Here is a 23156-nt window from a genome sequence, read left to right as displayed (position 1 = left end):
GCCCATATACTATCACCAGAGCTTTTAAAGAAATGCTTTGCGGTATTATTAACCGTGGTGGGATGTTATTTCCTTTTTAAAGGGTTAGTTTGAGCATAAAAAAAGCCCTCACTGCGGTGTTAAACAGCAGCAAGGACTAATAGTTGAGTCAATAGGAGGATACTTTATTACTTAGTATGATACTTTATTACTTAGTATGAATCTTTATTACTCGCTCACACAGATATCAGCTAATTAGTAAACATTATTCGACTGTTACTGATTTTGCGAGGTTGCGAGGTTGATCGACATCTGTACCGCGCATCACCGCCACATGATAAGACAACAGCTGCACCGGCACGCTATAGACGATAGGGGCAAGCGTCTCGCACACATCAGGCACATAAACCACGTGCATTCTATCTTCTGCAACCATCTTGCTTTCTTCACTGGCAAATACAAACAGCTCACCGTGGCGCGCGTGTACCTCTTGCATGTTGGCTTTTAGCTTATCAAACATACTGTCTTTGGGTGCCAACACCACGATAGGCATGTCTTTATCAACCAATGCCAATGGGCCGTGTTTTAGCTCGCCTGCTGCGTAGCCTTCGGCGTGAATATACGAGATTTCTTTCAGCTTTAGCGCCCCTTCTAAGGCGATTGGGAACTGTAAGCCACGACCTAAGAACAAGCAGCTTTTCTTATATTCAAAATGCTCACTCATGACTTTGATAGGTGCATCAAGGTTTAAGCTGGCATGTAGTTGACCGGGTAATTGTTGCAATTGACCTAGTAAGGTCGTTAGGTTTTCGCCAGTCATACGCTCTTGTACGATACCTACTTTTAAGACGAGTAACATCAAAGCGGCAAGCTGAGTGGTAAAGGCTTTGGTAGAAGCAACGCCAATTTCGGGGCCTGCAAGCGTGGGTAAAAAGATATCCGTCTCACGTACCAAAGACGATGTCGGTACATTACATAAGGCTAAGCTGACTAGACCTGTTGGTGTATGCTTTTGAATATCACGTAGCGCCGATAAGGTGTCTGCGGTTTCACCAGATTGCGAAATACAAATCACTAGTGTGTTATCGACGACAACTGGATTGCGGTAGCGGAATTCACTAGCAACCTCAACCGAACACGGCACACGAATCAGGCTCTCAAACCAATATTTAGCGACCAAACCTGAGTGATAACTGGTACCACAAGCGATGACTTGGACGTGTTTAATACCTTTTAATTGCGCTTCATGACGCTGTAAAAAATCATCGCGTAATTTAGCGGTTGTACCGTTATCAACTGCCATCTCGACGGTTCTTCTGACAGCATCTGGCTGCTCGTAGATTTCTTTGAGCATATAATGCTTAAACTCACCTTTATCGGCATTATGCTGCGCGGCGTCAATTTCATGTATCTCACGCTTTACTTCGACACCATCGGCATAAACCTGAATGCTACTACGCGTCAATTTGGCGATATCGCCTTCTTCTAGATACATAAAGCGATTGGTGACCGGTAATAGGGCTAATTGGTCAGAGGCGATAAAGTTCTCGCCGATACCCACACCGATGACCAAAGGCGAACCCAAGCGGACGGTAATCAGCTCTTCTGGGCAATCGATATGTACAATACCAAGGGCAAAAGCGCCATGTAATAAAGGAATAACGGCGCGCACCGCTTCTAATAAATCAGGCGTTGTTTTGTAGATGTCATTGATTAAATGGGCGACAACTTCGGTATCCGTTTGCGAGGTAAACTCGTAGCCTTTAGCAATCAGCTCTTCTTTTAGCTCGGCATAGTTTTCAACGATACCGTTGTGGACGACAGCGATTTTACCTGATACGTGCGGGTGGGCGTTACGTTGAGCAGGTTCGCCATGCGTCGCCCAACGCGTATGCGCAATACCAATATGACCATTGAAAAATTCAGGATTGACTGCGATGGCATCGACCAGCTCTTGCACTTTACCCACTTGACGCTCGCGATGGAGCTCGCCATTACGAATGACAACCAAACCAGCGGAATCATAACCACGGTATTCTAGGCGCTTAAGACCCTCAAGTAAGATATTGGCGATATTACGCTCAGCTACTGCTCCAACGATTCCACACATAACTATTCCTTAAATTCGATGTTTCATGTTTTGATTGTTCAATGCTTAGATGTTTTACGATTATATTCAGTTATCAAATAATAGAGCTTTATATTAGGTCAGTGCACGGCTTTTGCGCTAACAATCCTGACGCTATAAATATAAGGAAGCAGCATCACAAAGATTGTCATGCTGCTTATTATTGTTTAAATTAAATGGTATCTAAATTAAATGGTATCTAAATTAAATGGTGTCTAAATTAAATGGTGTCTAAATTAAATAGTGTCTAAATTAAATAGTGTCTAAATGAACAGTTTTCAACGTGCTTTTGACTGACGGCTACTATTTTGATTTTTTAGTCGGACGCTGAAAGTCATCTTTCTGGGTTTGGCGTGCCCGACCAAAGGCTAATGCTTTGCTATCGACATTTTTAGTAATCACGGAGCCTGCGGCAACCGTAGCGGTATCACCAATGGTTACGGGCGCAACCAAACTGGCATTAGAGCCGATAAACGCATTGTCTTCGATAATGGTTTGTGATTTGTTTGCACCGTCGTAATTACAGGTAATGACACCCGCGCCGATATTGACATCGGTGCCGACCGTTGCATCACCAACGTAGCTTAAGTGATTAACCTTACTGCCATGACCGATAGTCGATTTTTTAATTTCGACGAAATTACCAACTTTACTATTGTCAGCCAATACCGTTTCAGGACGCAGATGGGCAAAAGGACCAATATCAACGCCAGCACCAATCTCAGCGCGATCAATCACGCAGTAAGGTTTGATATGACAGGCGTTGCCAATACGGGCGTTTTTAATCACACAGCCTGCTTCGATATAAACGTTATCGCCTAAGACACAATCGCCCTCAAACACCACGCCAACATCAACAAACACATCTTGACCGGCAGTTAAGGTGCCACGAATATCAACGCGACTCGGGTCAGCAAACTGTACACCAGCTTCTTGCAGGTCTGCAACCAGTTTGCCCTGCCACGTGCGCTCTAAGCTGGCAAGCTGTTGGCGGTTATTGACGCCTTCAATCTCAAAGGTATGCTCAGGCTCAATCGCAACGATATTAATGCCTTCAGCGACCGCCATTTTAACGATATCCGTCAGATAGTATTCTTGCTGCGCATTGTCATTAGACAGCTTTGGCAGATATTTATGCAATAACGCGTTATCAACGCAGTAAATACCGCTATTAATCTCTTGAATTTTTTGCTCATCGGCGCTGGCATCTTTTTGCTCGACGATGGCTGCGATATTGCCGTCTTCATCACGTTTGATACGACCGAGGCCAAAAGGATTGTCTACTGTCAGCGTCAACATCGACATACCGTTAGTATTGGCAGATTTTAATGCCGTTAACGTCTGGCAGCTGACCAATGGCACATCACCATAGAGAATCAGACTTTGCCCTTCTTTTGGTAAATCAGACAGCGTCACTTTTACCGCATGTCCTGTCCCTAACTGCTCAGTTTGGGCAACCCAAGTAATAGGCAGATGCGCATATTGCTCATTAATATCTGCTTGGACTTGCTCGCCACCAAAACCATGAACGATGATGGTGTCATCAACGGTTAATTGATGACAGGTATCAAGGACATGACCCAGTAACGACTTGCCAGCCAGTGTCTGCAGCACTTTTGGCTTGGCCGACTGCATACGCGTGCCTTTGCCCGCCGCGAGGATAATTACCGAAAGAGGAGATGTCATAATAGCCTACAAATGTAACAAAATATAAGTTTGAATTATAGCGTAAATCGTCATTTAACCAAAATGCTATGTCGTGACATCTTTGTAACCTCTATTGCTTGGAGTGAGGTTATAAATTACTTAGCAATTGGCTAGCGTCAAAAATGCCGCACTAAAAAAACGGGCAAGTCAAAAAAGACCATGGGCCATAAACAACGATGGATTATCAAAGAAAATAAGATTTAACAGCGTGGCTAATTGGTTAATTGAAGAATAGTGGTATAAATAATCACCCAAACAGCTGCTGCCATAATACCGGCGATAATATCATCGAGCATAATACCTAGACCGCCTGCGACTTTTTTATCTGCCCAGCCAATCGGTGGTGGTTTAATAATGTCAAAAAAGCGGAATAATATAAAGGCGATAATAATGGCAACAATAGAAGAGGGTTGAGTGATATTTTGCCAGAAATTTCCGTTGGCGATACCCATATAAGACAGCGGCAGTAGGGTAAGCCACATACCAGCCCATTCATCCCAAACAATGTGCGGGTTGTCATGACCGCCCATCAGCTCTGAGGTACGACCGCATATAGAATTACCAAGCAAACAAGCTAAAATGGTAATAATCAAAAACGGCACGAACCCTAAGCTTAATAATGGTATCGCAACGATTAAACCGCCAACCGTGCCCCAAGTGCCGGGTGCACGGCGGGGCAGACCACTTCCTAGACCAATACCAAGCCAATAAACCAAACGGTCAGGCAGACTCGCATTGGCGGGTAGCGGCGGGCAATCATTGGCTTTACGGATATCAGGCTTAGATAGGTTGTGATCAATCATGGGCTAACCTGCAAAATGTTGATAACCCGTCAGATTGGGCCAAGTAGAAAAGGGGGCAGGATGAGCCGGTGTGACTGGCTGTCCTTGATAAAAAATCTCTGGTTGTACATTTTTAGCAGCATTTGTGTCGTTTACGGCTATCACTTCACCGATACAGGTAACAGGCGTGTTGCTTTTATTATCAATCGGTGGCTCGATATGGGCAGGCAAGGTAAAAGCTAGCTCATAATCATCACCGCCCGCCAGCTGACATAATAAGCGCTCAGTTAACTCGCTGCTAGCCAATGCTTTACTGGTAGGTAGCTGCTCAAGATGAATGCGCATACCAACCTTACTTTGCCCACAGATATGCCCAAGGTCTTGATACAGACCATCAGAGATATCTATCATTGAAGTTGCACCAAGTTTCGCCAATGCTGCACCTAAGGCAATACGCGGCGTTGGCATATGCAATCGATGGGCAAGCTCTACGCCCTGAGCATTATCAGGATGCTGGAGCGCATAAGCGGCATCGCCAAGCGTGCCTGAGACATAAATTTTATCGCCAACTTGTGCGCCTGAGCGGTACACAGCTGGCGTGCTTGCAGCAAGTAATCCTTGCGCGCTGACACTGAGTATCAAGCTATCACTGCGCGTGGTATCACCGCCAATAAGCGTCACACCAAATAGCTGGCAGGCGTGAAATAAACCTTTGGCAAACTCAGTCAGCCATTGCTCATTCGCCAAACGCTCAGGTAAGGCTAATGCCAATAAAATACTATGCGGCGTTGCGCCCATCGCGGCAATGTCGGAGACGTTGACTGCGACAGCTTTATAACCGATGGCAAAGGCGAGCTTATTCACTTGCTCCCAATCAGCGCTAAAGTGACGCCCTTGAACGAGCGTATCAATACAGCTAACCAAGCGTGCGCCTGCCGGCAAGCCCATGACCGCGGCATCATCACCAATGCCCTTTTCGACACCGCCTTTATCAACATTGACTTTATCGACATTGACTTTATCGACAGTGCTGGACGATGACGGCGCCGCTTGCATTTGGGAAAATATACGCTCAATCAGCTCAAACTCATTCATGACTAGTCTTTACTTTTTGTATCAGCATCATCTGACGTAGTATTATCTAGCTCAGTATCGTCTAACTCAGTATTATCTAACGAGCTGCTATCTGCGGCTTCTTCTGAGTCAGCGCTAACGATATTAGAGTCGTGTAGGGCAATATCGGCGGCACTACTGTTCTCGTTGCTGGCTTCATTGCCATCTGCGCTACTATCTGCATTACTGCCCTCGTCACTGACATTAATATTATCAGCCGACGTGCTTTCTGCGACAGGATTTTCTTCGACAAGCTGTTGATTAACAATAGGATCGGCAACAACGACATCTTTTGCCGCTTCGTTTTGCTTACTTATCTTATAATCAATGATATTTGCTAATGCTTTACTGGCGCTATTGCGTTTAACACTGGCATTATTGGCACTGATACGCGGTTTGTTTGAAGCAGTTGATGTACTGTCGAGATCAGATTCAGCAGTGCTTTCACTAGTTTCTTCAACATTCGCAGATTGAGCTTCAGACTGCTTAGTCTTAGATTGAGTCGTCGCTTTTTGTGACGTGCGTAGATTGGCTTTGCTATCTGCGTCTACTTCAAGCACACGCAATTCAACCGCCATTTTATCAAGGACGGCATTAATCAGTTTATGCGCATCCGTAGCGCCAAAATGATTATTCAGCTTCATCGCCTCATCAAGCACGACTTTATACGGAATCTCTAAGCGGTTTTGTAGCTCATAAGCACCAATTAATAAAATGGCGTGCTCGACGGTATCAAGCTTATCGATTTCACGATCAAGATGCTGACTGATTAGCGCATCAAGGGCGTCAATTTGCTCTGGAATATCGCGCATCATTTCATGATAGTAGCCGATATGTACGGTATGCATGGCATTGGTCGCACGGGTACGGGCAGCGATATCATGCGGGGCATTGGCTTTCCAGCCAAGCTTGCCATCGATATCAAAACGGCGGTCAGTGACGAGCCATTCGTATAGACCTTGCATAGCAAAGCGACGAGCCTTGCGCACCGCGGTGTGGCTGGTCTTATAAGTGGTTTCACTCATATCGAAGGTTTGATCGCCCGCACTACTGCTTGCGATACGCGTCGCTTCAGCTTGTCCATCAGTGAGTTGTGCGGTTTGCGCAGCGCTAATAGCGCGCTTGAGTTGGTCAGTCATAAGGGGTTTGTACCTAGGTTTTAAACAAATATGTGATAAGCAACTATGGGATAAGCAATAGCATAAAATAGGTTAAATAGTAATCGGCTGACAGCTATGACAGTCGAGTGTTGCAGCGGTGCTTGTTAGCGCCGTTTACAATGTTTTTTAGAGCACTGTTCTTTGTAGCAGTGACACTGTGGCTATTTATAACAAACAATAGCTTATAAAAACCACAGTGCCCATTAAGCTGCTTAAATAAGCAAAAACGCTCTATAAAATGACGGTTTAATTAAGCGTCACCCTTAAGCATCGTCACTATTATCTAAGCATTGTCTATCTAAGCATTGTCGCTACTATCATAGTCATCATCAATATCTAATTGTGATAATACCGCAATCATCTCTAACACCACCATCGCAGCTTCTGAGCCTTTATTACCGGCTTTGGTGCCAGAACGCTCAATCGCTTGCTCGATGCTGTCAGTGGTCAATACGCCATTGGCAACAGGGATATTATAATCGATAGCAACACTGCTTAAACCTTTGGCAGATTCGCTGGCGACAAAATCAAAATGCGGCGTGCTACCACGGATAATCGCGCCTAACGCAATGATAGCGTCAAAGCGGTCAGATTCAGCAGCGCGCTGGGCAACCAATGGCAACTCAAAGGCACCCGGTACGCGAATCACGGTAATATTGCTACCCAAAACGCCATGACGTAGTAGCGCATCGATTGCGCCATCTACCAATGATTCAACGACAAAACCGTTAAAACGACCAACGACGATACCGATACGCGCATCTTCATTTTGATGTAAATTACCATCGATATGGGTCACATCATTGCGCTGCTGTTGTAAATTCGACATAAAAATATCCTTTGCTGAATGGGCTTTTAATAAAATATAGGAGTCTAAATATAACGCTGGGTTCAAATAGTGTGTTTAAGCGGTTAATTATCCGTTAAATAAGCCATTAAATGAACGAAAATCAAATGATAATAAGTAGTTAGCGCTATGATAACATTTTTTACCGTTGCATTTGTATTTTACCAAGGCGTTATAAGCGCATTGCTATGCCTTGTGCTGCCATATATTCTTTGGCTTCTTGCACGGTATATTCACCAAAGTGGAAAATACTGGCAGCAAGGACGGCATCAACGCCGCCTTCTAATACGCCTTCGGCTAAATGTTCTAAATTGCCAACGCCGCCTGAAGCAATAACAGGCACATTAACGCGGCTGGTAATCTGCTTCATTAAAGCCAAATCATAGCCTTTTTTGGTGCCGTCACCATCCATTGAGGTGACCAATAATTCACCAGCGCCAAGATCGCTCATTTTACTTGCCCAAGCAACGGCATCAATGCCGGTTGGCTTACGACCACCGTGGGTGAAAATCTCCCAACGCGGCACAATAACACCATCAACCGTGATATCTGCAACGCGTTTTGCATCGATAGCCACAACAATACATTGATTACCAAATTTCTGCGCCGCTTCACCGACGAACTCAGGGGTAAATACCGCCGCAGAGTTAATCGCCACTTTATCGGCACCTGCATTGAGTAAGTTGCGGATATCAGCAATCTTACGCACACCGCCGCCAACTGTGAGCGGTACAAACACGGTTTCTGCCATACGCTCAACGGTATGATAAGTGGTATCGCGCTCATCATTGGTCGCCGTAATGTCTAAAAAAGTAATCTCGTCGGCACCTTGCTCGTTATAGAGCTTGGCGACTTCAACGGGGTCGCCGGCGTCTTTGATATCGACAAATTGCACGCCTTTGACCACACGACCATTATCAACATCCAAACAAGGGATGATACGCTTTGCTAACATAGGGTCTTTCACCTTATAATCAATTTATCCGTAAGCGCTAGTCTAGCAAAATCGCCGCCATATCAGGCAGCTTTTCGCAAGATTATTATGCTTTTAACCAAAATTTGCTCATGCGCGGTACAATCACTGTCATTACCGTAGCCATTTACCTTCTTATTCCATTGCCATAAGTGAGATGTCATGTCCGTCTATACCCAGTTAACCGATGATCAGTTTGCCGCTTTTTGCCAGCGTTTTGGCGTGTCATTTGCGCGTGCCATTCCGATTACCCAAGGTATCAAAAACTCTAACTGGTTTATTCAGACGACTGATGATGTAGATGGCGCGCACTCTTATGTATTTACTTTATTTGAAGAGCGTCCACCAGAAGACATCGAAAAAATGGCGATTATCCTCAATCAATTGGATGGTAAATTGCCCGTAGCCGCGCCGTTAGCATTGCTTGATTTAGGCGCTGATAGCGCAGAAAAATGCTATGTCATTCATTATGACAATAAAGCGATTACGCTAGTGCCTTGTTTGGCTGGCGCGCATCCACAGCAAACCACGCAAGCGATGTGTCACGAAATTGGCGCCGCTTTAGCCATGCTGCATGAGACCTTACAAGCACTGCAACCTGCGGAAGAATATGGCGTGCCTTTATACCCATGGGCGGAAGTACGCGACCGTGAAATGCAGTTTATGCCCGGTGACGAAGCCAAGCTCATGAGCGATATTTGGCGCGCTTACTCAGATTTGCCGCTTGCGACTTTACCAAAAGGCTTATGCCATTTAGACATGTTCGCTGATAATACCTTATGGGACTTATCGTTAAATAATAGCCAAAAAGGCGCAGCGCGTTTAACGGGATTGTTAGACTTTACCGAAGTCAGCGTCGAGCATTATGTGATGGATATTGCCATTACAATTAATGATTTTTGTACCACCTGGGGCGATGCCGAGCAGGGCGAAACCGTCAATTTTGACCGCAGTAAAATGGCGGCTTTTTTGCAAGGCTATGAGTCAAAACGTGCGCTTGGCGAAGATGAAAAACGTGCCTTACCAGTGATGCTCGCCAAAGCGGCGGTGATTTTTTGGCTATTGCGTTTGAACGTTATCCACTATAACCGTACCGAAGGGCGTACTGGCGATAATATCATGGTCAAAAACCCTGACCTGATGAAACGCCTTGCTGCTTATCATTGGTCACATGTTGAAAAAGCGCAAAATACGGTCTTTGTATTGTTAGATAATCAATCAGCGGCGCAAAAAAACACTCAGATAATCGGTATTTTTAGCAATATCACCCAAGCTGAGCAAGCACGTGATAAATTAAGTAATAGCAGTGATTTTGCAATCAAAGAATATACGCTCGACCAATTGGCATAGATTGTTATTGTTCGACCATTCCTGTATCAAAACCATAAAGGCGGATCCCATGACCGATCAAGTTGATAACTGGCACAAACTGGCGCGCTACGATACCAATATGCAAGGCGAGCTGCATGCCAATCTGCTACGAAATAATGGCATTACGGTGTCTCTGCAACCGCTGAGTGCCATGCCCGGTATGAATTCTGGGATTGTGCTGTGGATACAAGATACGGATTTGGCGCATGCACAGCGTATTTTGGCGAATATTGACACCGATGGGGCCACGCCTTATGAGATGTTTGATGAAGTATCAGAAGCTACTCTAAACCCTCCTTTAAATTCTGCAAAAGACAACAACGGCGGTGAAGTATAAATGTGTCAACTCTTAGGAATGAACTGTAATACCCCAACCGATATTGGTTTTAGCTTTGCAGGGTTTCGCCGTCGTGGCGGCATGACCGACAGTCATGAAGATGGCTTTGGCATTGCGTTTTTTGAGCGCAGTGAATGCGCCAATAATGATAAAACCGCCAATGCTTCGACTGGTTTGCGACTGTTTCATGACAATCGCCCAAGCCATTTATCACCCGTTGCCGACTTGGTGAATAATTATCCGATTAAAGCGATGAACGTCATTGCCCATATCCGTAAAGCAACTCAAGGACAGAATTGTTTGGCCAATACCCATCCTTTCGTCCGCGAAGTGTGGGGCGAGCAGTGGGTATTTGCCCATAACGGGCAGATGAATAGCGAATTTATTAAACGCTGTCAGCGCCTGCAAGACAATGGCAATGCCTCACATTGCCAGCCAGTCGGCAATACCGATTCTGAAATGGCGTTTTGCTATTTGGTCAATCGCCTAAAAAGCAGCTTTAAAACTCGCCCAGATGATCAAACGCTGTTTAATTTTTTGACCACCCAATGTCGCTACCTTTCTGCCAACGGTTTGTTTAATTGCCTGATATCAAATGGCAGATGGCAATTGGCTTATGCTGGCAGCTTACTGTTTTATCTCACGCGAAAAGCGCCATTTGGTGAAGCAAAATTAGCAGATGACGATTTGGCCATTAACTTTAGCGATGTGACCACAGACACCGATAAAGTTACGATTCTAGTTACTGTGCCATTGACTGAAAATGAAAAATGGCAACAGTTGGCGGTCAATGAATGCTTAATATTCCAAGATGGTGACGTCATTTATAAAGACAGCCCAAGTCAGCGTAAGTTTTTGACCGTTGAGGAAGGAATTGCGGTAGCACGCGCGGTTGGAGCGAGTGTTTAGGGTTAGCGAATATTTTATGTTAATTAAATATACATTCCACAACAACGCTTAAACTTCTCACCTGAGCCACAAATACAGGGCTGTTTTTGGGTGACAGTCATTTCTACTGTTGGGTCGAGGAAATACCAACGCGCATCATTGTTCGCTTTGTCTGTTACTTTTACAAAGGCAGACAATTCATAATGCGCCTGCCTTTTTTCTTCTAAACTATCAGCTGTATTATCAGAGATATTAAAGTAAGCCTTAAACTCAACTTGTGCATGACGCTTACCTAGCTTTGGCGTGTGCGTAACGATTTCCAATCCTGCCCAAACCGTTTCTTTTGCCCAAGACTCAATAGCCTGAATACCTAGTAAATTTTGCTGCGCGGGTAGCGTAGTCTTGACGATGTATTCTGGTTTAATCAAGACAAAGGCACTATAACGCGTGCGCATCAATCGTTCAGCAGAGTCTGGCTTTGCACCGTCAATTTTATCAGCTTCGTTATTTAAAAGACCGTCATGATAAGGCTGACAGCAATCTTGATAAAGTAACGGTGCGCTAATGTCATCCGATGACGGATTGATTTGGCAAGGGCAGATTGGTAGGGAAATTGGCATTATTTACTCGAGTTGTTATTTATATTATTAGCGATTTATAAGTTTCAATTGAGCCAGTTTTTGATCAATTCTGGCCATAGCCCCAGTTTAAGTTTTGCCCAAGGCGTGGGGTCACGTAGCTGCTGCCAAAACTCAGCAAATGGCGGCGCAAAATACACCAAGAGCGCAAGGATAACGTACAGTAGCAGATACCACCATTTGTCTTTATGCTGATAGAACTTCATCGCTGTACCCGATGAGCGCTTCATTTTCATATTGGATAAATTCACACTATATAGCTCATCCAATGCCAAATGTACCATCGCGCCGCCGAATAAAAACAAGCCGTAAAACCAGCTAACCGTCAACGGTAAGTTTAAAATATCGTAGCTGACATAGGTCATTCCAAGCCCCATTATCGCCATATAGGGCACCGAATGAATGACACCGCGATGCACGGTCATATTGGTAAAAATCGAAAACACCACATAACGCATAAAGCCGTAGCCGGCCAGCCATAACGCTATCAGCGCCAGTAAACTCAGCTCACTACGCCAATGCATCACCAGACCAAAGGCAAAAATAAACGAGGTAATATTAAAACCAAGCTTAATTGGCGTTGAATTATCTGAATCCAAGTCAGGCAGCAACCCACCGATGGTACCGAGTGCCACGCACATCAAAAACCCTGAATCATCAATCAATCCGGCTTTATAAACCGTTAGACTCATCGTACCACTGACCATGAATGCAACATTTAAGTGGGTGTTAAAATTTGCCATAAAAACTCATCAATAAATAGCACGCGAAAACAGTATTTCGAGCGGCTTGTCTAGCCGTAAAAAAGCGCTCCATGATACCATAGTCACGCCAGTCGTCTAATAGAGATAGTCAATATGACCGCTACTGATTTACCTGCTAAGCCTTATCCAACTGCTTCTTCTGACGCTTCTATTAATGACCCGTCTGCATGCGATAGTCAGCTTGATGACAGCTTTGCTGCTATTGACTGGCAAGCGCCATGGCTCTGTCACTTAAATCAGTTAGGCTATATAAGTAAAGCCATCACAAAGCTTAGCTCTTTAAGAGATAATTCTGCTCAGACAGATAAACTCGAAAACATACCTGATATTATCGCCAAGGTTTTGAATACATCGTTGCAGCAACAGGCTGATGATTTACAACAGCCATTACCGCAAACCAAACCTGTACTAAACAATCAAGCCCAAACCTTACAATTTGTCTCGCAAAATGCCTTGCCAGAAGGCGAGGCGTACGAGAGTTTTATCGGCACGACCGGTAATATTCCCACCCGCGATAACTTGCATGATTTATTTAACGGTAGCATTTGGCTAACCTTTCCCAAGACCAAAGCCCTGCTGAATTATTATCATATGCTTGAAATCAATCAACAAGGTATTGGTGCCAGTCGCGGGCGTGTCCGCGATACCATTACCGTATTTGATGAAAATGGCGCAATATTAGTCACCGCTGATGCAAGTATCGGTAAGGCATTGGTTGATTTTGATTGGCAGGAAAGTTTGGTAGCACCGCGTGACAAGTGGGATAAACCACAAGCGCTAAATAGCGACTCTCAAGCTGCGGTTTATATTTTTGGTCATGCATTATTAGAGAAGCTACTTCAGCCGCGCAAGGCATTATGCGCCCATAGTATCGTGATAAATGTCACGCAAGATTTTTTTGCCTTATCGCTATCTGAGCGCATTAGTCATTTAGATGAGAAAATGGCTGATTATATGGACGCGTTATTATCACAGCCGGATGTGACACCGCGCAAACTGTCTCCATTGCCCATTTTGGGTGTGCCGCATTTTTGGGCAGAAAATGCCCATTCGAGCTTTTATGATGACAGCCAAGTCTTTCGGAGCGGTCGTCGCCGTCAAAAATAAAAGATAAGTTCATACCTTGCCAGTTAACTGTTAAACCTTAACCGCTAAAGCATTGCCGCGTTTACGATTGTGCCACGATTCAACACCATCTAGACGTTAACAAAGGGCGGGTTATTTGTTATGGTAAAAGGGCGTTACTGTTAAACGCTAAACAGATACTTATAGCTTTTGTTAACGTCGCTGTATTAGTAAAACCGTTATTAACACAGGGTTTGTTAGAGTAAAAGCACCTTTGGCTAGGGCACTTAGCTATTGTGAAACATTTAGCGCTTGTTAGAAACTAAGTATAGCCATTCAATTTAACAAAGCCATTTAATTTAAGAACAACTAAACCACCATCTATTTAGCCACCAGTTATCAGCATAAATGCTTATTGATTGATAGTCATATTAGTTCAAGAGTCATTTATGTTCAGGATCTATAACAACGATAAGGAAGCTACCATGAGTGATATTTTTAATGTAAAAGACACCATTTCGGTCGATGGCAAGGAGCATGCTTATTACAGCCTGCCAAAGCTGACCAACACTTACGAGAACATCAGTAAGCTGCCATTTTGTATGAAAATCGTCTTAGAAAACCTATTACGTAATGAAGATGATGGTCAATCTGTCGGTAAAAATCACATCGAAGCGGTTGCCAATTGGGACGCCGGTGCAGAAGCGTCAAAAGAAATTGCCTTTATGCCAGCGCGTGTTGTCCTGCAAGATTTTACCGGTGTACCATCGGTGGTCGATTTGGCAGCCATGCGTGATGCAGTCGTTGAGCTTGGCGGTAACGCTGAGCAAATTAACCCGTTTATCCCAAGTGAATTGGTCGTTGACCACTCTGTACAGGTCGATGCCTATGGCCGCGAAGATGCACTTGATTTAAACGAGAAAATTGAGTTTAAACGTAACAATGAACGTTATGAGTTTTTACATTGGGGCAAAAATGCCTTTAAAAACTTTGTCGTCGTGCCACCAGCAACGGGTATTGTGCATCAGGTTAACCTTGAATATCTAGCCCGCGTGGTAATGGCTGCTGATGTTGACGGTGAGCTGACTGCGTATCCTGATACCGTGTTTGGTACGGACAGCCATACCACGATGATTAATGGTATTGGCGTCCTTGGTTGGGGTGTTGGCGGTATTGAAGCGGAAGCCGCAATGCTTGGTCAACCATCATCGATGCTGATTCCACAAGTCGTTGGCTTTGAGCTGACGGGTAAATTAACCGAAGGCGTCACCGCGACGGATTTGGTATTACGTGTGGTTGAAATGCTACGTGCGCATGGCGTGGTTGGTAAGTTCGTCGAATTTTACGGCGAAGGTCTACACAGTATGCCACTTGCTGATCGTGCAACCATTGCCAACATGGCACCAGAGTATGGCGCGACTTGTGGTATTTTCCCGATTGACCAAATGGCGATTGATTATCTACGTCTGTCAGGTCGTGAAGAAAGCCAGATTGAGCTGGTTGAAAAATATGCCAAAGCCCAAGGCTTATGGCACGACGCCGATACGCCAGCAGCGACTTACTCAAGTAAGTTAGAGTTGGATTTATCATCCGTACAGCCAGCACTTGCCGGTCCAAACTTGCCCCAACAGCGTATCAATCTATCTGATATGCATGAAAAATTTGGTGAAACCTTAACGGCGATGACCAAAGACCGTAAAAAAGAAGTTGAAGCTAAGGTACGCTTTGATGAAGAAGGCGGTAAGCAAGATCAAGCAAAAACTCTGGCGGCAAAACCCAATCCTTTCTGCGCTGAAGGCAGTACTTACTGCACGGTCAAAATCGAAGATGAAGAGTATAGACTGCGTGATGGCTCTGTCGTTATCGCGGCGATTACTTCTTGTACCAATACCTCAAACCCAGCAGTCATGATTGGTGCAGGTTTGGTCGCCAAAAAAGCAGCGGCAAAAGGTCTAACGGCTAAGCCATGGGTTAAGACTTCACTGGCACCAGGTTCAAAAGTGGTGACTGATTATCTTGAAAAGTCTCAGCTAATGGATGAGCTAGAGAAAATCGGTTTCTATTTAGTAGGTTATGGTTGTACCACTTGTATCGGTAACTCAGGTCCGCTATTAGGGGCGATTGAAGAGGCTATCGAAGAAGGCGATTTGGTTGCCGCAGCTGTACTATCAGGTAACCGTAACTTTGAAGGTCGTATTCACTCGCATGTGAAAGCCAGTTATTTGGCGTCACCGCCGCTCGTTGTTGCTTATGCGCTGGCAGGTACGGTTGATATTGACTTGACCACCCATCCGCTCGGACACGACCAAGAAGGCAACGATGTATTCCTAAAAGACATCTGGCCAACGTCAGAAGAGATCAACGAGCTGATTGCTAATAATATCGACGCTGATATGTTCCGCAAAAACTACGGTGAAGTGTTTGATGGTAGTGCTGCATGGAACGCTATTAGCTCAGCCGATAGTCAGCTGTATCCATGGAGTGAAGATTCTACTTACATTAAGAACCCACCGTTCTTTGATGGCATGACCATGGAACCGGAAGGTATCCCTGATATTGACGGTGCGCGTATTTTAGGTCTGTTTGGCGACTCAATCACCACTGACCATATCTCGCCTGCTGGTAATATCGATGCTGACTCTCCTGCGGGCAAGTACTTGCAAGGGCGCGGTGTAATGGAAGCGGACTTTAACAGCTATGGCTCACGCCGTGGTAACGATGCGGTCATGACTCGCGGAACCTTTGCCAATATCCGTATCAAAAATACCATGATGGGCGGCAAAGAAGGCGGTTATACCTATTACTTCAATGGTGATAGCGCTACGCTACAAGACGGTCAAGAAATGGCCATCTATGATGCGGCGATGAAGTATAAAGAAGACAAGCGTCCGCTCGTGGTACTTGGCGGGGCAGAATATGGTTCTGGCTCTAGTCGTGACTGGGCCGCGAAGGGTACGATTTTGCTCGGCGTAAAAGCGGTATTGACCAGCTCATTTGAGCGTATTCACCGCTCAAACCTAGTCGGTATGGGTGTGTTACCATTAACCTTTAAAGACGGTGAAAATGCTGCGACCTATAATTTAGACGGTTCTGAGGTGCTTAGCATCACAGGTCTTAATAATGGCGAAAGCAAAACCGCCAAGGTTACGGCCACACGTGCCGATGGTTCAACTGAGAGCTTTGATGTCAATGTCATGCTACAGACGCCAAAAGAGCGCGAATACGTGCGTCACGGCGGTGTATTGCACTATGTGCTACGTCAACTGGCAGCTGAGAGTAAAAATGCTGCTTAATAGCTAGCTCTATTTATAATAAAAAAGCCCAGTCCCAGTTAAAGTAGGGGATTGGGCTTTTTTTATTGGGCTAGAAAAAAGAAAAAGTATCTGAAAATCTATTCCATTACATTATCTGAAGTTCTCATTCCAGCTCTCCTTAAATATTTTATTTAAGAATTTTTCTTGATCGATACTGCCGTCATTTTTTAAGCAGGTTTTATCAACAAAAAGATAGTTCGTCCAGCTGATATCAGGAGATAGTTCATTGATTTCATTTACTATATCAACTTCACTAATATCAGAGAAATCTCTAATAATAAGTTTTTTAGCCAACTCTAAAATGCGACTCTTTGTTTTATACTCATGAGAATTTGGATACTCAGAAATTTTATCAAAAAACGCCTCATAATTTATATTTCCATTTTCGTTTACATACTCCTCACTCCAGAATATATAGTCACTCCAAAATGGGTCAGGAGACAGTTTATCTAGTTCAAGCTTTATTGCTACTTGCCTTGACTCTGAGCATGGAGTATTAACTAACTCTTCAAATAATAAAGTGATTTTTTGCTTAGTATCATCATTCATTATTATTTCCTCTGCTATTTAATCCGATGGTTTCAACCCTTATCAGTCAACAGTTTAATCCCCAAGCCAATAAATACCACACCGCTTATTTTATTTAAAATCACTTCGATAGAGGGGTTCTTTCTAAGATTTTCACTAAACTTCGACGCCAACAATGCTAAGCACAAGCACCATATAAAGCCAGTAACAGCAAAGGTCAATCCTAAAATGATAAACGACACCATGCTATAAGCATAATTGGCATCGATAAACTGAGGGAAGAATGCGAGGAAAAATAGAGCAACTTTTGGATTAAAGGTGTTGGTGAGTACACCTTGTTTATATATTTGCCAATGATCTAGAGTCTTAGCGGACGAAGATTTTTCGTTTTCTTGTAAACTCTCGGCTATCAAAGGCTGCTGCTTGCTCATAAGCATTTTTACGCCCAAATAACATAAGTAGCTAGCACCGATATATTTGACGATCATAAATGCCAGTGGAGAATTGGCCAAAATGATGGACAAGCCCAGCGCTGCTAACAACGTATGCACTAAAATGCCTGAGATGATACCTAACACAGAATAAAACCCTGCTTGGCTACCGTGTGAAATGCTACGGGTGATGATATACATGCTATCACTGCCAGGGGTTAGGTTTAGCAAAATGGCTGCCATGACAAACCCTAGATAATTCTCAATACCGAACATGGTTAAAACTTCCTTGTGTTAAGCCTAAAAATTTGTATGTTATAAAGTATTTATACATTCTATAAAATTCTTATAGGATTGATGGTAGCGAGGATCGTAAGAGTTGGCAATACAATAAATCATTCAATAAATACTGATATTAGAAACCATAAAGTAGGTTATGGCTTCAGTCTTTATCAAAATCAATAAAACGTAAATATCTTATAAAATCGCAGATACCGCAATGTGAACTCTGATAAGATATCAGAGATTAATAAGACATTTGTTGATAATAAGGATTTGAGATGAAACGTTTGGCTTATACCATTGCTGTATCTGTTTTGGCCATGACTGTTGGGATAAATGCCGCGCATGCCGAGAGAGTTTGCAAAGTAACAGATCCGACGGGTACTCCACTAAACATTCGCGACGAGCCTAATGGCAAGATTATTAATAAGCTGCGTAATGATCGCGAGGTGTATGTCACAGATACTACTTATGATAGTAAAAATCGTCCGTGGGTATATTTAGAAGGCTATTACAAGGGCGAATACAGGCATTGGGGCTGGGCGATTAGAGAGTTTGTCTCTTGTTATGATCGTTGATATATTAATTTCAGCTTATCCAAACCATAATGAACTGGATATAACAAAATCAACAGACATAAAAAAGCCCAGTCATCATATGATGACTGGGCTTTTTTATTGTTCGCTTATTAGTCTAACCTGATGCTTAAAAGGTGCTAAGCAAAAGTGCTAATAAGTGACGCCGAATAGTGGCGTCCCCAGGGGGATTCGAACCCCCGTTACCGCCGTGAAAGGGCGGTGTCCTAGGCCTCTAGACGATGGGGACGCATAGAGTGTTATAACCAATGGTTACAACGGTACTTCACAATATCAGAGAGCTTATCTATTAATAACAGAGCAAGCTGTGCCTAGGTGCTGATATCGTCCTACTAGCGAGTATTTATATCAAGTTTCAGTCATACTGAGCGTTGCGATAAATAGTATGGTGGAGCTAAACGGAGTCGAACCGTTGACCCCTTGCATGCCATGCAAGTGCTCTACCAACTGAGCTATAGCCCCTCGCTAAGAGTGTGCGTATTTTATGTAAGACCGGCAGTCTTGTCAACTGCTATTTGAAAAATAATGCATAAATATGCAAAAAAAAGCGTTTAAAGCCATTTTAGCGGCTGAATAAGCTTAAATTAACGTGGATTTTGCTTGATGGCAATCTCTTTTAGGGCTTTATCGGTAAAGAATTCTTCTTCCGTACAATTAGAGCTGCTGTCAGAAAAAATGATGGCACAGCATTCCGTTGGGATATATTGACCACCTTTTTCTCGGACAGTACTTATACCTTTAAAACCAACAATGTCAGACTCGCTTAACTTATCCAGATTATGCTTGGTATACTTACAGTAAGTGCTATATATCCATTTTAAATCTTCAAAGTCTTGACCGGTTGTCAGGGTCAGTTTTGCGTTATAAAGCTCTTTTACGATGGCATCATAGTAATTCTGCGCTTCTTTGAGGGTATTAAAGACATAATCTTTGCTTTCGATGGTGACGGTTTTGGCGGCCATATTTATATCCAATGAAGGTGTTGAATTTTAAATGCTGAGATTAACGTAAAAAAGGGGCAGTATTAGCCTGACCCCTTTTCGTTATAGTAGAGTTACTTTAAAATCGATACAGTGCGACTGGGATGAATTTTTCGTAGCCTCTGGAGTGCAAAGCGCACAGCAAGCAAGGAAAATTTATACCAGTCGCATATAGCTATAACGTAGCGCTTTTATTTTGAACCGATTATATTTAGCAATACTGTTTTTAATTAACAAGTAAAAAACTATTCAGCTGCCAAACTATTTATCAGCTAAGAAGTCTGGCAATTCTGCTGCTTGTTTCTCAAGTTTCTTCAGTTTCTTTTTACCAAGGCCACCCAGTACATCAACTGCATGGCGCAAGCGTGTCAATGTCATATCAGCGCCGATAATTGCCATAGAATTCATGACAGGCGTCGATGAGGTGCTACCAGCGATAGCGATAAAGAACGGCGCCATAAAGTCACGCATCTTAATATCAAGATGGGCGGCAAGACCTTTAAGCGTGGCGTAGATGTTTTCTTCTGACCACGTTGGCAAGGTTTCTAGCTGCCAAAGCGCCAGTTGCAGCATCTCAGTAATTTGTTCAGGCGTCAGAGATTTATGGGTAAAGCTCTCAGCATTGATAGCAGGTAGGTTTTGGAAATAAAAGCCACCCCAATTGACCGCATCAGACAGTAACTCGATGCGAGGCTGAATCGCCGCTGCGATAGCAGTTAGCTTGTCGCTGTTACTGGCCCATTCAAGGATTTTATTTTTTAACTCTTCAGGGGTTAGCGCCCGTAGCCATTCGGCGTTAAGCCAATTGAGCTTTTCGATGTCGAAAATAGGGCCGCCAAGGGACACGCGTTGAATATCAAAGCTGGCAATCATTTCCTCTAAGGTAAATTTCTCCGCTTCGTCAGGCATAGAGTAGCCCATACGACCGAGGTAGTTAAGCAGCGCTTCAGGTAGCACGCCGGCATCACGGTAGTAGGTGATAGACGTTGGGTTTTTACGTTTAGACAGCTTTGATTTATCAGGGTTACGCAGCAGTGGCATATGGCAAAGAACCGGCATCTCCCAACCAAAATACTCATAAAGCAGCTGATGCTTAGGCGCAGAGTTGAGCCACTCTTCACCGCGCAATACATGGCTGATGTCCATTAAATGGTCATCGACAACGTTGGCGAGATGGTACGTTGGCATGCCGTCGGTTTTTAGCAGCACTTGCATATCGACTTGCGTCCAAGGAATCTCAACCGTACCGCGTAGCATGTCTTGCACTTGACAGACGCCTTCGGTAGGCACGCGCATACGAATGACGTTTGGTTTGCCCTCAGCAACCAATTGCGCAGTTTTCTCTGGGGCCAAATGGGCACAGCGACCGTCGTAACGCGGCGTTTCGCCATTGGCCATTTGCGCAGCACGCATGGCATCAAGCTCTTCACTGCTACAAAAGCAGCGAAACGCATGGTCGTTTTCTATAAGCTGCTCGGCATGCTTTTTATAAATATCGCTACGCTCGCTCTGACGATAAGGCGCATGCGGACCGCCGATATCTGGACCTTCCGCCCAGTCAAGACCAACCCAACGTAGCGCATCCAAAATCATTTTTTCAGATTGTTCGGTTGAGCGCGTTTGGTCGGTGTCTTCAATACGTAAAATAAACTCGCCGCCGTGGGCTTTGGCAAAGGCTAAATTAAATAGCGCGATATAAGCGGTGCCAACATGTGGAAAGCCAGTCGGTGAAGGCGCGATACGAGTACGGACAGGGCGCGTGCTGTTAGTTGAAGTCGATGATTGCATCATAAAATTCTCAGAATAGGGTGGTTAATGAATATGGCTGTGAAAAATGGCGGTTAAAAATGCTAATGATCAATGTGCATGAGAAGTTTGAACAAAAAATACGGCACAAACAATAGCCGTCAAGGTAGAAAAATAGCGTAAAATATAGCGCTAGTATAACAGAGAGATGGGATATTTTTAACGAAAAGCCCGTCTAGCGCTTGACTACCAGTGTATCCTTGCGATAATAATGTTAGACAAGTCATAACTTGTTTATTTTCATCTGATTTTTTACTATTACTGACCAAAATGGTCGTCATCTACTGAGTCGTTTGTGTCCATATCGAATCCAAAGTCAAGAAACACGCTAAATTCTAAAGAAAACCCTTCTTCAGTCATTGATAGTTCTGAGTCAGAGGTCAATTCGTCTATTGTTGAAAATGATTCTGCTCATCAGTTTTCTCAAAAGCCCGTCATAGAGCAAGCGGGTGCTGATGAATTAAGTTTTGTCCATGACGCCGTGCTACTACAAGAAACGGTGGCGGCGGTATTGGGTGTCAAATCGCTGCCCAAACAAACAGATGACAGCCGTCAAAACAGCTTACAAAAAAGTGGTATTTATGTTGATGCAACTTTTGGGCGCGGTGGGCATAGCCGCCTGCTATTAAGCCAGCTTGCCGATGATGCAACCTTAATTGTGTTTGATAAAGACCCAACAGCCATTAGCGTTGCGCAAGAATTGGCAAAATCTGATAGCCGCGTCAAAGTGGTGCATGACAGCTTTGCAACCTTGACCGATAGTTTAGCTAGTATGGGAATCACAAAAGTGGACGGTCTGATGGCGGATTTGGGTATTTCCTCGCCGCAAATCGATGACGGTAGCCGCGGTTTTAGTTTTATGCGCGATGGCGCGGTCGATATGCGCATGGATACCAGTCGTGGACAGTCGGTTGCCGAGTGGCTTGAGACGGTCGATGATGAAACCTTGGCCGATGTGCTTTATGAGTTTGGTGAAGAACGCCACAGCCGCCGTATTGCCCGTGCGATTAAGCAGATGGACAGTTATGAGTCGACGCTTGCGCTGGCAGAAGTGATCAAAGCGGCGCATCCAAATTGGCAGCGCGGTAAGCATCCTGCGACGCAAAGTTTTCAGGCTATGCGCATTTTTATCAATAATGAGCTTGGCGATGTGGATGACTTTTTAGAACAAAGTATTCCGATTTTAAAGTCGGGCGGTCAGCTGGCAGTGATTAGCTTTCATTCGTTAGAAGATCGCCGTATCAAGCAGTTTTTGCAGCGCCATAGCAAAGGTCAGTATCCAGAAGATGAGAATTTACCAATGCCGCCCAAGCGTCCGCGTTATTTTAGTAAGCCGAAACGTGTTGGCCCCAGTCAGGCTGAGATAAGCAATAATCCGCGTGCGCGTAGTGCGTGGCTGCGCATGGCAACTCGTAGCGATACGGATTATAAAGCAGATAATAACTCTTAAGCTAAGCCCTATAACCA

The 23156-nt window shown here is 44.2% G+C and carries 20 protein-coding genes, 2 tRNA genes and 1 pseudogene; 8 read left to right on the top strand and 15 right to left on the bottom strand.

Annotated elements, in window-relative coordinates; translation table 11 throughout:
* Positions 1-93 (top strand): annotated as a pseudogene (locus tag B3Q63_RS05565) (sulfite exporter TauE/SafE family protein); the annotation flags it as partial.
* 151 nt (positions 94-244) lie between these two features.
* Here B3Q63_RS05565 and glmS read toward each other — a convergent pair.
* From glmS to hisF, 7 genes are all read right to left on the bottom strand, one after another.
* Entirely contained in the window at positions 245-2089 is a 1845-nt protein-coding gene (gene glmS, locus B3Q63_RS05560; protein ID WP_296174690.1) for a glutamine--fructose-6-phosphate transaminase (isomerizing), read from the bottom strand.
* 321 nt (positions 2090-2410) lie between these two features.
* A complete protein-coding gene (gene glmU, locus B3Q63_RS05555; protein WP_296174687.1) occupies positions 2411-3793 on the bottom strand; it encodes a bifunctional UDP-N-acetylglucosamine diphosphorylase/glucosamine-1-phosphate N-acetyltransferase GlmU in 1383 nt (460 codons plus the stop codon).
* 233 nt (positions 3794-4026) lie between these two features.
* Positions 4027-4617 (bottom strand): phosphatidylglycerophosphatase A family protein, encoded by a 591-nt coding sequence (locus tag B3Q63_RS05550; protein WP_271134458.1) that lies wholly within the window; start codon positions 4615-4617, stop codon positions 4027-4029.
* A gap of 3 nt (positions 4618-4620) precedes the next feature.
* A complete protein-coding gene (gene thiL / locus B3Q63_RS05545) occupies positions 4621-5691 on the bottom strand; it encodes a thiamine-phosphate kinase (protein WP_296174680.1) in 1071 nt (356 codons plus the stop codon).
* 2 nt (positions 5692-5693) lie between these two features.
* Entirely contained in the window at positions 5694-6848 is a 1155-nt protein-coding gene (nusB, locus tag B3Q63_RS05540) for a transcription antitermination factor NusB (RefSeq protein WP_296174659.1), read from the bottom strand.
* 319 nt (positions 6849-7167) lie between these two features.
* Positions 7168-7698, bottom strand: coding sequence for a 6,7-dimethyl-8-ribityllumazine synthase (gene ribE / locus B3Q63_RS05535; RefSeq protein WP_183621061.1), 531 nt, complete (start codon positions 7696-7698; stop codon positions 7168-7170).
* Positions 7699-7888: 190 nt separating this feature from the next.
* Positions 7889-8671 (bottom strand): imidazole glycerol phosphate synthase subunit HisF, encoded by a 783-nt coding sequence (hisF, locus tag B3Q63_RS05530; RefSeq protein WP_296174654.1) that lies wholly within the window; start codon positions 8669-8671, stop codon positions 7889-7891.
* 180 nt (positions 8672-8851) lie between these two features.
* Here hisF and B3Q63_RS05525 point away from each other — a divergent pair, with 180 nt between their 5' ends.
* The 3 genes from B3Q63_RS05525 to B3Q63_RS05515 are packed head-to-tail and all read left to right on the top strand — an operon-like array spanning position 8852 to position 11306.
* A complete protein-coding gene (locus tag B3Q63_RS05525) occupies positions 8852-10039 on the top strand; it encodes a homoserine kinase (protein WP_296174652.1) in 1188 nt (395 codons plus the stop codon).
* A gap of 49 nt (positions 10040-10088) precedes the next feature.
* Positions 10089-10397 (top strand): hypothetical protein, encoded by a 309-nt coding sequence (locus tag B3Q63_RS05520; RefSeq protein ID WP_227514998.1) that lies wholly within the window; start codon positions 10089-10091, stop codon positions 10395-10397.
* Positions 10398-11306: a class II glutamine amidotransferase gene (locus tag B3Q63_RS05515; protein ID WP_296174645.1), complete on the top strand. Its 909-nt coding sequence runs from the start codon at positions 10398-10400 to the stop codon at positions 11304-11306. It abuts the gene before it with no gap.
* 23 nt (positions 11307-11329) lie between these two features.
* Here the strand turns inward: B3Q63_RS05515 and B3Q63_RS05510 are convergent, their stop codons facing one another.
* On the bottom strand, positions 11330-11905 hold the full coding sequence (locus B3Q63_RS05510) for a YchJ family protein (RefSeq protein ID WP_296174643.1): 576 nt from the start codon (positions 11903-11905) through the stop codon (positions 11330-11332).
* 44 nt (positions 11906-11949) lie between these two features.
* Entirely contained in the window at positions 11950-12666 is a 717-nt protein-coding gene (locus tag B3Q63_RS05505) for a metal-dependent hydrolase (RefSeq protein WP_296174642.1), read from the bottom strand.
* A 114-nt stretch (positions 12667-12780) separates the two neighbouring features.
* Here B3Q63_RS05505 and B3Q63_RS05500 point away from each other — a divergent pair, with 114 nt between their 5' ends.
* Positions 12781-13794 (top strand): DUF3025 domain-containing protein, encoded by a 1014-nt coding sequence (locus tag B3Q63_RS05500; protein WP_296174641.1) that lies wholly within the window; start codon positions 12781-12783, stop codon positions 13792-13794.
* A 443-nt stretch (positions 13795-14237) separates the two neighbouring features.
* Positions 14238-17045: an aconitate hydratase AcnA gene (gene acnA / locus B3Q63_RS05495; RefSeq protein ID WP_296174638.1), complete on the top strand. Its 2808-nt coding sequence runs from the start codon at positions 14238-14240 to the stop codon at positions 17043-17045.
* Between the two features lie 111 nt (positions 17046-17156).
* On the opposite strand, the gene B3Q63_RS05490 is transcribed toward acnA, so the two are convergent.
* Together B3Q63_RS05490 and B3Q63_RS05485 are read right to left on the bottom strand one after the other, a co-directional pair.
* Positions 17157-17615, bottom strand: coding sequence for a hypothetical protein (locus B3Q63_RS05490; RefSeq protein WP_296174635.1), 459 nt, complete (start codon positions 17613-17615; stop codon positions 17157-17159).
* A 32-nt stretch (positions 17616-17647) separates the two neighbouring features.
* Positions 17648-18301 carry a LysE family translocator gene (locus tag B3Q63_RS05485; RefSeq protein WP_296174633.1) on the bottom strand — a complete coding sequence of 218 codons (654 nt, stop codon included), beginning with the start codon at positions 18299-18301 and terminating at the stop codon, positions 17648-17650.
* Between the two features lie 284 nt (positions 18302-18585).
* Between B3Q63_RS05485 and B3Q63_RS05480 the strand changes: the two genes are divergently transcribed.
* On the top strand, positions 18586-18885 hold the full coding sequence (locus tag B3Q63_RS05480) for a hypothetical protein (RefSeq protein WP_201540544.1): 300 nt from the start codon (positions 18586-18588) through the stop codon (positions 18883-18885).
* 171 nt (positions 18886-19056) lie between these two features.
* On the opposite strand, the gene B3Q63_RS05475 is transcribed toward B3Q63_RS05480, so the two are convergent.
* From B3Q63_RS05475 to gltX, 4 genes are all read right to left on the bottom strand, one after another.
* A tRNA-Glu gene (locus B3Q63_RS05475) sits at positions 19057-19132 on the bottom strand.
* Between the two features lie 157 nt (positions 19133-19289).
* A tRNA-Ala gene (locus tag B3Q63_RS05470) sits at positions 19290-19365 on the bottom strand.
* 122 nt (positions 19366-19487) lie between these two features.
* A complete protein-coding gene (locus B3Q63_RS05465; protein WP_296174625.1) occupies positions 19488-19865 on the bottom strand; it encodes a hypothetical protein in 378 nt (125 codons plus the stop codon).
* A gap of 279 nt (positions 19866-20144) precedes the next feature.
* Positions 20145-21674: a glutamate--tRNA ligase gene (gltX, locus tag B3Q63_RS05460; protein ID WP_296174623.1), complete on the bottom strand. Its 1530-nt coding sequence runs from the start codon at positions 21672-21674 to the stop codon at positions 20145-20147.
* Between the two features lie 451 nt (positions 21675-22125).
* On the opposite strand from gltX, the gene rsmH reads away from it, so the two are divergent.
* Entirely contained in the window at positions 22126-23139 is a 1014-nt protein-coding gene (gene rsmH, locus B3Q63_RS05455) for a 16S rRNA (cytosine(1402)-N(4))-methyltransferase RsmH (RefSeq protein WP_296174707.1), read from the top strand.
* The last annotated feature ends 17 nt before the right edge of the window (positions 23140-23156 follow it).

Source organism: Psychrobacter sp. UBA2769, assembly GCF_002352555.1.
GTDB classification, from domain to species: Bacteria; Pseudomonadota; Gammaproteobacteria; order Pseudomonadales; family Moraxellaceae; genus Psychrobacter; species Psychrobacter maritimus.
The sequence above is the reverse complement of the archived record's forward strand: the minus strand, read 5'-3'. Positions and strand labels throughout refer to the sequence as shown.